Source organism: Rhodoblastus sp., from assembly GCF_052145335.1.
Lineage (GTDB): Bacteria > Pseudomonadota > Alphaproteobacteria > Rhizobiales > Beijerinckiaceae > Rhodoblastus.
In genome coordinates, this window is sequence record NZ_JBKQOU010000265.1 from 1 (window position 1) to 12,675 (window position 12,675).

Annotated in this window: 11 protein-coding genes; 8 read left to right on the top strand and 3 right to left on the bottom strand. The window is 62.6% G+C overall.

Annotated elements, in window-relative coordinates:
* The 3 genes from rplM to argC form a co-directional block, all read left to right on the top strand.
* Window positions 1-471 (top strand): 50S ribosomal protein L13 (rplM, locus tag ACLP2E_RS16730; protein ID WP_442462842.1); only part of this gene is annotated, 471 nt, incomplete at its 5' end.
* Window positions 472-473: 2 nt separating this feature from the next.
* Window positions 474-953 carry a 30S ribosomal protein S9 gene (gene rpsI, locus ACLP2E_RS16735; RefSeq protein ID WP_442462843.1) on the top strand — a complete coding sequence of 160 codons (480 nt, stop codon included), beginning with the start codon at window positions 474-476 and terminating at the stop codon, window positions 951-953.
* 113 nt (window positions 954-1,066) lie between these two features.
* Window positions 1,067-1,990 carry an N-acetyl-gamma-glutamyl-phosphate reductase gene (gene argC, locus ACLP2E_RS16740; protein WP_442462844.1) on the top strand — a complete coding sequence of 308 codons (924 nt, stop codon included), beginning with the start codon at window positions 1,067-1,069 and terminating at the stop codon, window positions 1,988-1,990.
* A gap of 385 nt (window positions 1,991-2,375) precedes the next feature.
* Here the strand turns inward: argC and ACLP2E_RS16745 are convergent, their stop codons facing one another.
* Entirely contained in the window at window positions 2,376-2,786 is a 411-nt protein-coding gene (locus ACLP2E_RS16745) for a hypothetical protein (protein ID WP_442462845.1), read from the bottom strand.
* Window positions 2,787-2,905: 119 nt separating this feature from the next.
* Window positions 2,906-5,197, bottom strand: coding sequence for a PHA/PHB synthase family protein (locus tag ACLP2E_RS16750; RefSeq protein WP_442466575.1), 2,292 nt, complete (start codon window positions 5,195-5,197; stop codon window positions 2,906-2,908).
* Window positions 5,198-5,363: 166 nt separating this feature from the next.
* On the opposite strand from ACLP2E_RS16750, the gene ACLP2E_RS16755 reads away from it, so the two are divergent.
* The 5 genes from ACLP2E_RS16755 to ACLP2E_RS16775 all read left to right on the top strand — a co-directional run bounded on the left by ACLP2E_RS16755 (window position 5,364) and on the right by ACLP2E_RS16775 (window position 12,240).
* Entirely contained in the window at window positions 5,364-5,768 is a 405-nt protein-coding gene (locus ACLP2E_RS16755; protein WP_442462847.1) for a hypothetical protein, read from the top strand.
* A 116-nt stretch (window positions 5,769-5,884) separates the two neighbouring features.
* Window positions 5,885-7,114: an LL-diaminopimelate aminotransferase gene (locus ACLP2E_RS16760; RefSeq protein WP_442462848.1), complete on the top strand. Its 1,230-nt coding sequence runs from the start codon at window positions 5,885-5,887 to the stop codon at window positions 7,112-7,114.
* Between the two features lie 135 nt (window positions 7,115-7,249).
* On the top strand, window positions 7,250-8,947 hold the full coding sequence (locus tag ACLP2E_RS16765; RefSeq protein WP_442462849.1) for a methyl-accepting chemotaxis protein: 1,698 nt from the start codon (window positions 7,250-7,252) through the stop codon (window positions 8,945-8,947).
* A 235-nt stretch (window positions 8,948-9,182) separates the two neighbouring features.
* Window positions 9,183-11,420 (top strand): spermidine synthase, encoded by a 2,238-nt coding sequence (locus ACLP2E_RS16770; RefSeq protein ID WP_442462850.1) that lies wholly within the window; start codon window positions 9,183-9,185, stop codon window positions 11,418-11,420.
* Window positions 11,421-11,589: 169 nt separating this feature from the next.
* A complete protein-coding gene (locus ACLP2E_RS16775; protein ID WP_442462851.1) occupies window positions 11,590-12,240 on the top strand; it encodes a cupin domain-containing protein in 651 nt (216 codons plus the stop codon).
* A 201-nt stretch (window positions 12,241-12,441) separates the two neighbouring features.
* Here ACLP2E_RS16775 and ACLP2E_RS16780 read toward each other — a convergent pair.
* Window positions 12,442-12,675, bottom strand: a 234-nt coding sequence (locus ACLP2E_RS16780; RefSeq protein WP_442466576.1) for a phosphoribosyl-AMP cyclohydrolase, incomplete at its 5' end; no start/stop codon positions are given.

Below are 12,675 nucleotides of genomic sequence, written 5' to 3' on the forward strand. Positions count from 1 at the left end.
ATGTACGGCAAGACCTATTCGGCCAAGGCCGCCGAAATCGAGAAGAAATGGGTGCTGATCGACGGCAAGGGCCTCGTCGTCGGCCGCCTCGCCTCGATCATCGCGCTGCGCCTTCGCGGCAAGCACAAGGCGACGTTCACGCCCCACATGGACGATGGCGACAATATCATCGTCATCAACGCGGAAAAAGTGGTTCTGACCGGCCGCAAGCGCGAGCAGAAGGTCTATTACCACCACACCGGCTATCCCGGCGGCATCAAGGAACGCACCGCGAAGTTCATTCTCGACGGTCGCTTTCCGGAGCGCGTGGTCGAGAAGGCGGTGCAGCGCATGCTGCCGCGCGGCCCGCTCGGCGTGAAGCAATTGTCCAACCTTCGCGTCTACAAGGGCGCCGAACATCCCCATGTGGCGCAGAACCCGACGGTTCTCGACGTCGCCGCCCTGAACCCCAAGAACGCCAGGAACGATTGATCATGGCCGAGACCATTTCCTCCCTGCAGGACCTCAAGAGCGCGACCGCCGAACCGGCGACGCTGGCGCCCGTCCATGTGCAGAAAATCGACAAGCTCGGCCGCGCCTACGCCACCGGCAAGCGCAAGAACGCCGTCGCCCGCGTCTGGATCAAGCCCGGCTCCGGCAAGGTGTCCGTCAACGGCCGCGAACTCGAAGTCTATTTCGCCCGTCCGGTGCTGCGCATGATCCTGCAGCAGCCGCTTGGCATCGCCAACCGCAACGACCAGTATGACATCACCGTCACGGTCGCCGGCGGCGGATTGTCCGGCCAGGCCGGCGCGGTGCGCCACGGCCTGTCCAAGGCGCTCACCTACTACGAGCCTTCTCTGCGCGGCGCGCTGAAAAAGGCCGGCTTCCTGACCCGCGACTCGCGCGTCGTCGAGCGCAAGAAATACGGCAAGCGCAAGGCCCGCCGCAGCTTCCAGTTCTCGAAGCGCTGATCTTTTCGGCGACGATTTCGAAACGGCGGGCTTTGGCCCGCCGTTTTTATTTGCGCTGTCACAGCATTGCGTTACACCGCTGCAAAATCGAGCCTTTCGACCGGGGATTTACCATGACCAACGCGCCCAAAAAAATCTTCATCGATGGCGAAGCCGGCACCACCGGCCTGCAAATCCGCGAAAAGCTTGGCCAGCGGGACGATGTGGTCATCGTCTCCATCGCCCCGGAAAAGCGCAAGGACGCGGAGGCCAAGGCGGAAATCCTCGCCAGCGTCGATCTGACCATCCTCTGCCTGCCCGACGCCGCCGCCAAGGAAAGCGTGGCTCTGGCCGACTCGCTCGGCGACAAGAGCCCGCGTGTGCTGGACGCCTCCACGGCGCACAGAATCGCGCCGGGCTGGACCTATGGTTTTCCCGAACTGGCGGCGGGGCAGGGCGAGGCCATCGCCAAGGCGCGGCGCGTCGCCAATCCCGGCTGCTACGCCACCGGCGCCATCGCCATCCTGCGGCCGCTGATCGACGCCGGCCTGATCGCGCCGAACCATCAGCTGACGATCAATGCGGTCTCGGGCTATTCCGGCGGCGGCAAGCAGATGATCGAGGATTTCGAATCCGGCAAGGCCTCGGCCTTCGAGCTTTACGGGCTCGGGCTGGAGCACAAGCATGTGCCGGAAATCATGGTCTATGGCCGTTTGCAGATCCGGCCGATCTTCGTTCCATCGGTCGGCAAATTCCGCCAGGGCATGCTGGTCAGCCTGCCGCTGGCGCTCGACGACCTGCCCGGACGCCCGCAGGGCGGCGATCTCGAAGCGGCTTTGGCTGCCCATTACGCGGGGCGCGATCATGTCCGCGTCGTCGCGGCGGAAAGTTCGGGCGTGCTGGAGCCGGAGGCGCTGAACGGAACCAACGATCTGGAAATCCGGGTTTTCGCCAATGAGGCGCGTCGTCAGGCGGTGATCGTCGCGCGGCTCGACAATCTCGGCAAGGGCGCTTCGGGCGCCGCCGTGCAGAACCTGCAATTGATGCTGGGGCTGTGAATCACCGTGGATGGCCGGACCACGGCTGGGGTTTGACCGGCGCGCGACTGGGGTGCTGATTCTGCCAATTGCCCGGTCCGACGATCCGATGATTCGAGGAGAAAGTCGACGGCCTGGCGGCTGTCGCCGGCGCCTCCGCCGCCTGAGCTATCGACAGGGGCGCTAAAATCGTCAGCGCAAATAAAGCGCGGGCGCCTTTCAGGATTGCGCCTCGCAGGAGTTCGATCATGACGGACCTCGAATGAGCTGAAGCGCCGCCGCTTCATGACGGACAGCGAACTTATGACGCGAATTTGGCGCTTTCGGGCCTTGGGCGCCAGAGGTCTTTCAATGGATCGACGAGATTTCGTCACGAGGCGCGCGACGCGCCCCACAACCTTGCGTCTCAATAATCCGCGGACACCGCGCCGCCGCGAACAACGGTGACGCCGTTTTCCTGCGGAAAGTCGGGATGGCGGTACACATAGATTATGCGCGGCGGCAGATAGGGCGCCGGCGGCACATTATAGACCACGCCATAGCCGGTGGGCGACCAGCTCGACCCTTCGTAGCCAACCGGATAAGGCCCGGACGCGTCATCCGAATAGGGCGTGGCGGAAGGATAGCCCCCGACATAGCCATAAGCGCCATTGTCGATTCGGGAGCGGACGCTCGTTACCGACCGCACGTGAATGTGATGGACATGGTGCGGCCGCCCCGGCCCCGCGCAGACATGCGCCCCGGCCACAGCCGGGGCTGCCGGCGCAAGCAGGGCGCCGAGCGCGGCGAAAACGCCGAATTTGCTGAACTGACGCATATCCGCTCCCCCCGTCCCGAAATGAACCGCCCCACCCCCATGAGGCGCTGCGAATCGGTTGGATTCGAAACGCCTCGGGGCGGCCGGCGTTCTCACGGCAAGGAGGGCGCCGGGTTTCCTCAGGCCTTGACCTTTACATATTCACCGGGTGCGTCGCCGAGCAGTTCCACCCTGCCGCCGCCGGGCTCACGGGCCGGAACTTTTTCCGGCGCCTGAGCGGAGACCCATTGCATCCAGTCCGGCCACCATGAGCCGGGATGTTCCTCCGCCTTGGCGACCCAGTCCTCGAAGGTTCCAAACGGCCGCTCTCCCGTCCAGTATTGATATTTCGGCTTGGGGCCGGGCGGGTTGATCACCCCGGCGATATGGCCCGACCCGCCCATCACATAGCGCATTTCGCCGCCGAACAGCTTGGCGCCGTTGAACACCGATCTGGCCGGGGCGATATGGTCTTCCTTGGCGGCGAGGTTATAGACAGGGATCTTGATCTTGTGGAGATCGAGCTTTTCATCGCCCAGAACCATTTTTCCCTGCGCGAACAGATTGTTAAGATAACAATTACGCAGGTAGTAGGAATGGTTGGCGCGCGGCATCCGCGTGGAATCCGAGTTCCATGTCAGCAGGTCGAAGGCCATTGGCTCAATGCCCTTCAGGTAATTATTGACGACATAGGACCAGATCATGTCGTTGGGCCGCAGCATGTTGAAGGCGTTGGCCATCGAACTGCCTTGCAGGAAGCCGGCCGCGTGCATTTCCTCTTCGATGTTCTTGATCCGGTCTTCGTCGGCGAAGATCTTCAGATCGCCCGGGTCGGCGAAATCGACCTGGGTGGTGAACAAGGTGGCGCTGGAAATGCGATCGTCCTTCTTGGCCGCCATATAGGCGAGGGTGGCGGCGGCCAGGGTGCCGCCGACGCAATAGCCGACGGCGGTGACCTGCCGCTCGTCGGTGATTTTCTCGATCTGCTCGAGCGCCGCGAAAATGCCCTCGCGCATATAGGCGTAAAAATCCTTGTCGGCATGGCGCGCGTCGGGATTGACCCAGGAAATGCAGAACACGGTGAGACCCTGCGACACCGCCCATTTGATGAAGCTTTTCTCGGCGTTGAGGTCGAGAATGTAGAATTTGTTGATCCACGGCGGGATGATCAGCAGCGGCCGGCGGAAAACTTCCTCGGTGGTCGGCGCATATTGCAGCAATTCGATCAAGTCGTTGCGGAACACCACCTTGCCGGGCGTGGTGCCGAGATTGACGCCAAGCTTGAACTTGTCGCCGCTGGTCTGGCGGATTTTCAAGTTGCCGCCGCCCGCCTCGATGTCCTCGGCCAGCATTTTCATGCCGCGCGCCAGATTTTCCGCGTCCGCCTTCCAGGTGGTGCGCAGGAGTTCGGGATTGGTCATCAGGAAATTCGACGGCGACAGGGCCCCCGATAATTGCCGCAGGTAGAAGGCCGCCTTGTCGCGCGTCGGCTTGTCGAGATGAGCGCCGTCGACCATCGAATTGGCCCAGTTATTGGCAAGGCTATAGGCTTGGCGCAGGAAATCGAAATAGGGATTTTCCTGCCAGTCGGGCGCGGCAAATCTCTTGTCCTTGGGGTCGACAGGGACGTAGGGTTGTTTTTCCTCGCCGGCCATGCGGCGCAAGGTGTTGGCCCAAAGCCCGAGGAAATTGCTGGAAATGCTGGCTTGCGCCTCGATCGTCCGGCGCGGATCGGCCAGCCAGTATTCGGCGACATGGCCGAAGGTCTTCATGGCGTCGGCCAGATCCTCGGAAAAGCCCGACTTCATCTTGCCTTGTTCGACCGGCTTGACCATCGCCGCCAGCGCCTTGCCGCCATGCGCCATGGCCTTGGCCAGGTTGTCGGCCATCCTTTCGAAATTGGGGCCGGCGGCGCCGGAGGCGGGCGCTTCGGCTGGACGGGCCGCGGCTTCCGTCGCCGGAGCAGGCGGCGCGACGGGTTTCGCGGGCGCGGCGTGAGGCGGCGCGGCGGGAGGCGTCGGCGCGGCGGCGACGGATTCGGCCGGGGCCTCTGTCGCGACCGGCTTCGACGGGGCTTCTGTTGCGACCGGCTTCGGCGGGGCCTTGGTTGCGACCGGCTTCGCCGGGGGCTGGACCACAGTTTTGGCCGCGGGCGCGGCGGCGCGCGGCCTGGGGGCGGCCCGCTTCGCCGGGGACTTTTTCAAGACGACGGATTCGGCGGCCGCAGTCTCTGCGGCGACCGTGGATGCGGCGACCGACACTTTGGAGACCGACCGTTTCGCGACCGATTTGAGCGGCGGAGGGGGCGGCGCTTCCGGATTGGCCGTTGGGGCTGCCGGCTTTTTCACGGTCCGGCGGACGACTTTGTTGTCTCGCGGCGTAGCCGCGCTTTTGGCGGGCCGTTTGGGCCGGGAATCCTGGCTGGCGGTCATGACGTTCCCTCTTTGGTGGTTCCGGGCTTGCCTTTTTGGAGCGGCGTTAGCGGTCCCTTGTCCCGTTTCGGACATAATAAGACTTTATGCGAGAAATTGGGCAATGATCCGATGGAAGCACTTCCTAAGGATAATGCCCGCGCCTGTCGATGGAAGCCAAGCCAAAATGCATCACTTTTCCGCTCCCGCGTTTTTCCGTCGCCCCAAAAATATGGCGCTGGCGCTGGCGCTCGCCGCCGCCGCCGCTTGCCTGTATGGCGCCTCCGCGAAAGCGCAAACCAATCCCTTTCGCGCTGTGACGGATTGGATGGGAATGACCACGGAAGCGGGCGAGGCGCCGGATTTCGTCCGTCAGACGCGGCCCGATCTCGAACATACGGATTATTCGCATCTGAGCGGCGTGGACAAGAAGCGGGCGCCGCTCAGGACCCCGGCGGAAGTCGCGGCCGACAAGGCGGAACTCGTCACCGAGCGCGAAAAATCCGCCGAGCGCATGAAAAAGCTGGGCGCCGAAAAGGTGGATCCGGTCGCTCCGACGAAGGCGCCGCCGGTGACGGACGAGCATTTTTAGACTTTATCGCTGACATTCGATTGTTGCGCCGGTTGTTGCGCGTGGTAAGCACAATGTTTCCCTGCGGTCGGGCCGCGGAATCGAAAAATCCGGAAAGAAGAAAAAGGACGAGGTTGATGAGCGATTTTTATCGCGTGCGGCGCCTGCCGCCTTATGTGTTCGAACAGGTCAACCGTCTGAAAGCCAAGGCCCGCGCCGGAGGCGCCGATATCATCGACCTTGGCATGGGCAACCCCGATCTGCCGACGCCGCGCCATATCGTCGAAAAACTGATCGAAACGGCAGGAAAGCCGCGCACCGACCGCTATTCCGCCTCCAAGGGCATCGCCGGACTGCGCCGCGCCCAGGCCGCCTATTACGAGCGCCGGTTCGGAGTCAAGCTCGACCCCGACACCCAGGTGGTGGCGACTCTCGGCTCGAAGGAGGGGTTCGCCAATATGGCGCAGGCCATCACCGCGCCGGGCGACGTGGTGCTGGTTCCCAATCCCTCCTATCCGATCCACGCCTTCGGCTTCCTGATGGCGGGCGGGGTGATCCGCTCGGTGCCGATCGAGCCGGACGAGGCGTTTTTCCGCTCCGCCGAACGCGCGGTGATGCACTCGATCCCCAAGCCCATCGCTTTAGTGGTGTGTTATCCGTCCAATCCCACGGCGATGGTGGCCTCGCTCGATTTCTACCGCGACCTTGTCGCCTTCGCCAAGAAACACGACATCTTCATCCTGTCGGACCTCGCTTACGCCGAGGTCTATTTCGACGACAACCCGCCGCCTTCGGTGCTGCAGGTGCCCGGCGCCAACGACATTTGCGTCGAATTCACCTCGATGTCGAAAACCTTCTCCATGGCTGGCTGGCGCATCGGCTTCGCCGTCGGCAACCAGCGCCTGTTGTCGGCTCTCGCCCGCGTAAAAAGCTATCTCGATTATGGCGCCTATACGCCGATCCAGGTCGCGGCGGCGGCGGCGCTGAACGGGCCGGACGATTGCATCAAGGAAATGCGCGCCATCTACAAGAAAAGGCGAGACGTGATGGTCGAGAGCTTCGCCCAGGCGGGCTGGAAAATTCCTGCCCCCACGGCGTCGATGTTCGCCTGGGTGCCGGTGCCGGAGAAATTCCGTCCGCTCGGCAGCCTCGAGTTTTCCAAGCTGCTGATCGAAAAGGCCGACGTCGCGGTCGCGCCCGGCATTGGCTTTGGCGAGCACGGCGACGACTACGTGCGTCTGGCGCTGGTCGAGAATGAGCAGCGCATCCGCCAGGCGGCGCGTGGCGTCAGGCGGTTTTTCGAAGGGGCAGACGAATCGCTGCATAATATGATCGTCGCTTCCTCGGCTTCCCCGGTTCGAGGCTGACGGGCGGGGTTCCTCCTGGATTGGGGGTTTTTCGGCGCGCCGCATTTGCGGCGCGTTTTTTTGCGCGCGGCCGGAAAGTCTCACACAAGCTCAAGGGGCGCATGGTGGCGGAAAGCACTCCATGGGACGACAGCCTTGTCGAAAATCAATTTTCATCTGAGTCTGACGCGCCGTGTCTGGGCTCTTGCCGCGCTGGCCCTGGCGACCATGGGGCTGGGCACCGGTCTCACGCTCTATCAATTTCACGTTTCCGCGCTCGACCAGCGCAAGGCGGAATTGCAGCGCGAGGTCGACATGGCGGCGACGCTGCTGCGGGAGCTTGTCGCAAAAGAGGTTCCAGACCTCACCGACCGGGCGGGCAGCATTCATGCCGCGCTTGAAAAGCTGCGTCCGCTGCGTTTTGGCGAAAGCGGCTATCTATTCGCCCTCGATTTCGACGGCGTGGCGCGGCTGACGCCGAACAGGACCGAACTCGAGGGCGAAGGCATGCTGGCCCTGCGGGATGCTCATGGCGGCTTTCCGTTCCGTTCGCTGCTGGCGACGGCGAAATCGGCGGGCGCGGGCTTTGCATCCTACGCATGGCCGAAACCGGGCCGCAGCGGCGACGCCGAGAAAGTGACCTATGTCCGCGCCATTCCCGAACTCGGCCTGATCGTCGGCTCGGGCGCCTATGTCGAAGATATTTTCGTGCAGACACAGGCGATCGCCTTGCATATCGCGCTGGTTGTGGCGCCTCTGCTGCTGTTGTTCCTCGGCGCTGCTTATCTGATCGGCCACACCATCTCGCGGCGCCTGCAAAGCATGACTTCGGCCATGCTTCGCATGGCGCGGGGCGATTACGACATCGTGCTGCCGGGATTGGACCGCCAGGACGAACTGGGCGAGATGGCGCGCGCCGTCGAGGACTTCAAGATCGGGATGCGTCAAGCCGCGCAGGAGCAGAGCGCCCAACGTTCGCAACAGCGCGAGACGGCGGAGCGGGCGCGCTCGCAGGAAATGAAAACATTGGCGCAAAAATTCGAATCGGCGATCGGCGGCGTGGTGTCGGCCGTCGCCGGTTCGACGAGCAAGCTGGAGAACATAGCCCGCTCATTGGTGCAGGAGGCGCGCTATTCCGGCGAACAGGCGGAGATCGGCGCAAGGGCGGCGGAAACCGCTTCGAGCAACGTGCAGTCATTGGCGGCGGCGGCCGAGGAACTGACCTATTCGGTGGAAGAAATCGGCAGCCAGGCGTCGCGTTCGCATGCCATTTCTTCGGACGCGGCGCGCGACGCGGAGACGACCCGGGGCCGGATGGACGAACTGGCGAAGGCGATCGGCCATATCGGCGGCATTGTCGCCATGATCACCGGCATCGCCCAGCAGACCAACATGCTGGCGCTCAACGCGACCATCGAGGCGGCGCGGGCGGGCGAACAGGGGCGGGGCTTCGCCGTGGTGGCGCAGGAGGTCAAGTCGCTGGCGGAACAGACCACGCGCGCCACTTCCGACGTCGCCGACCAGATCGCCAGCGTGCAGCGCGCCTCGCGCGAGGCCAGGGAATCGATAGGGGCCATGACCGAGGCGACCCATGAGGTCAGCGCCATCGCCTCCTGCATCGCCACATCGGTCGGTTCGCAGGGCGAGGCGACCCGCGAAATCGCCCAGAACGTGCAAGAGACCTCGACCAAGACCGCGGAACTGAACAAGGTGATCGAGGAAGTGCGCTCCGCCTCTCGTCAATCCGGCGATTCGGCGGAACAAGTCCTGCAATCGGTGACCGAACTCGCCCGCCACGCCGAGCGGCTAGGCAGCGAATGCGACCAGTTTCTCGCCCAGGTCAGGATGGCTTAGTGGATCGGGTTTGCCGTCGTTACCGTGGTCGCCCGCGAGGGTCTCATCATGGCGCCCAGCGGGCGTCCAGAAGTTCTCGGGCTAAGTCATTAACTAACGTTTATGAGTCGGCAGTTTAGTATGTCGCGTCATCGTACGCTGGGTTTTCCAGGGTTCTGGCTCGAGCGGAGTATTGTCCCGCCGATGCTGCGGCCTCCTGCCTTGCTCATGCGGTTCGCAGAGACAGGGGGCTAAATTGCAGTCTACGGTACTGATACGCGCGAGACTGGCGCCCGCCGCTACTGTGCTCCCTGCCTTCGCCGCCACGCTGTTCCTGAGCGCGGGCCTAATGTTTCTGGTCGAGCCAATGGTGGCCCGAATGGTGCTGCCGCGGCTCGGAGGTTCGCCGGCCGTGTGGAGCACATGTCTCTTGTTTTTCCAAGGGGTTCTGCTGCTTGGTTACGCCTATGCCCACGCATTAACCCGCCTTTTGCCGAGGTTCGCGCAGATACTGGTCCATACCGCAATAGTCCTGCCGCTGGCTGCGCTGGTCTTGCCGCTCGATTTTAGTATCGGAGCGCCGCCGGCAGGAGCGTCGCCGGCGCCATGGTTGCTGATGCAGTTGGCGCTGCTGGTGGGACCGCCGGCGTTTGCGATCTCGGCGACCGCGCCCCTCTTGCAAAGCTGGTTCGCCGCGCTCGATCACGACGATGCCGGTAATCCGTATTTTCTATATGCAGGAAGCAACGCTGGTAGCCTTTTGGCGCTGCTTGCATATCCGATGCTTGTTGAGCCAGCTTTGCCGCTCGATAGGCAAGCAACGCTTTGGTCCTATGCCTTCGGTGCTCTTGCGCTCGGGATCGTGCTGTGTGCTGCTTCGACCGCCATTCGCGGGCGGAAAGATGAAAATACGTTGCCGCGCGAAACCGCGCCCCCTGGCAGCCTGCGCGAGCGTCTGATCTGGACCGCGCTCGCATTCGTCCCTTCCTCGCTATTGCTCGGGGTCACGGCATACATCACCAAAGATATTGCATCCGTACCCCTGTTCTGGGTCGTGCCGTTGGCGCTGTATCTACTTACTTTCATCCTTACCTTCGCACGACGTCCGTGGTTGCCTCACGCAGCTATGGCGCGGCTGCTGCCGCACAGTATTATTCTGTTGGCGTTGTTCCAGGCGTCAATCATCGAACTGCCCCCGCTGTTGCTGCTGACGTTGCATCTAGGGTGCTTCTTTGTCGTATGCATGGTCTGTCACGGCGAGTTGGCGCTCCGCCGCCCGCCGCCTGCGCGGCTGACGGAGTTCTATTTCTTCCTTTCCCTTGGCGGCGTTTTGGGCGGCGCCTTCAACGCGCTGCTCGCGCCCTTGATTTTTGCCAACATATGGGAATATCCGCTGGCGCTGGTGGCTGCGTGCCTGGTGAAGCCCGCTACCATTGACGACTCACGGCCAGGTCACACATGGGGGGACTTCGTGCTGCCGCTCGCCCTGTTGGGATTGCTGTTGCCGGGCTACCTGAGTTACCCCACCGTCTTGAATGAATTAGGCGCGGTGGCTGCGAAGGCGCTGATTTGTTTGTGCCTGGTGGTGTCGGGGATGGCGCTGCTGGCCTTTTTCCCGCGACGTTGGCGCTTCGCGCTCGGTGTTTCCGTCTGCATCGTCGCTCCATTAGTCGCCATTTCCGGCAACATTGTCAGTGAACGTAGCTTTTTTGGCGTCTACCACGTCCGTCTGGTCGATAATGGACAGACGCGTTCGCTGTTTAACGGCTCGACAATTCACGGTGCAGAGAGCTTGCTTCCCGGAGAGGAAAGGCTGCCGCTAACCTATTATAGCCCTGAAGGCCCGTTCGGCCGCTTCTTCGCGGCGCTCGACTCCAAATCGGTGCGGCGCGTCGGTGTGGTCGGATTGGGGATCGGCACACTCGCCTGCTATGCTAAATCAGGCCAGGATTGGACGTTCTACGAAATCGATCCGCTGGTAGAGCGCATCGCGCGCGATGACCGCTTTTTCCATTTCCTCGCCCGATGCGGAAACGAACCGCGCGTCGTCATAGGAGACGCGCGGCTGAACGTTTCTGACGCCCCGGATGGGACTTACGATGTTCTGGTGCTCGACGCATTCAGTTCGGACAGCATACCGATGCACTTGATCACGCGCGAGGCATTCGCTCTTTATTTGCGAAAGCTTGCGCCGGGCGGCCGCTTGTTGTTCCACATCAGCAGTCGAACGGTCGATCTGCGTCCAGTGCTCGCGGCTCTCGCCGGGGACGCCGGCGTTCCTGCGCGCTTGTTGTACGATCAACCCCCGTCGGGCAACTTCAATTTTCACCGTTTTCCTGCCGTGGTTGTGGCCGTGGCGGGTCATGGCGGCGACCTCGACAGTCTTACGCCGGCGGATGGCTGGACGGGGTTGCCGGCGGTTGACTCCAGCTGGCTTTGGACCGACCAGCGTTCCGATATCTTGCGAGTGATGCGCTTCAAATTCGGGCTTTAGCCTAACGGATCAAATCTAAGGCTTGAGGCCCGCTGGCGGCGGCAACGACAGTTCTCCAACCCGAACCAGACTTTCCCGAACCAGACCTTCGGCCTACGAAGCGGTAGTATGACATGAAGGTCCCGTCGGCGGCTTTCCCGCACTCAGCGAACGTTCCGGACCAGTGCTTATGAACCAAACCGGAGGTTTAAAGCCGCTCGGTTTTTGCCGGTTGCTGCTGCTCAGTCTGGCTCCGCATTCCTTTTTTTCCGGTCAGGGCCAGTGCACGAATCATATTGCTCGCGGAGCCGCAAACGTTCATCCTGAGGCCGTAGTGCAGTTCCATAAACTAGCAGTCAGAAAAGGAGGAACGGCTATGACCCGCGTTGGAACGGTCATTGGCGCATTGGTGCTCGTGATGTTGCCGCTTTCCACAGTCGCCGCCGACGAGCACGTGGTGGCTGCGCCCGACAGCCTCAAGTGGGGTCCCGGACCCGCCGCCTTACCGAAGGGTGCAGAGCTTGCGGTGGTTGCCGGCGATCCGAGCAAGGAAGGCCCGTTCGTGTATCGCATCAGGGTGCCTTCCGGCTACAAGGTGCAGCCACACACGCATCCTTCGGATGAGAATGTGACGGTAATCTCGGGAACGTTTAACATCGCGATGGGAGACAAGTTCGACGAGTCGAAGGGCACGGCCCTGAAGGCGGGCGGCTTTTTCAAGGCTCCGAAGGGAATGGTGCATTACGCCTGGTTCACCGAGCCGACCGTCTTCCAAGTGCATGGCGTAGGGCCGTGGGGCGTCACTTACGTCAATCCGGCAGATGACCCGCGCAAGCACTGATCGCAGGGCCTGTTGCTGATCGCCGACGAGCAGATCGGAATAGAGCGACTTTGGGCTGCGCCGCTTATGTTTGCTTTTGGCGCATCTTGCCCATCCAGCCATCAACCGGTCTACCGCCGCGACCGGTCCTTCGCTCTATGCCCGCAATCCGGCGCCGACAGCGGCCTCCAACTCCGGGTATCGAGTGTCAGGTTGGCGCCGCTAGCCTATGGAGAAGGTCAGGCGCGGTCCCGCGTCGCTGTTTTCGACTTTGCGGTAAAAACAGGATTTGCGTCCGGTATGGCAGGCCTTGCCGTCGCCGCCGGCGTTCACCCGCAACAGCAGGGCGTCCTGATCGCAATCGACGCGCATTTCCACCACTTCCTGCACCTGCCCGGAGGTGTCGCCCTTGCGCCATAATTCCCCTCGTGAACGCGACCAGTAATGCGCCACGCC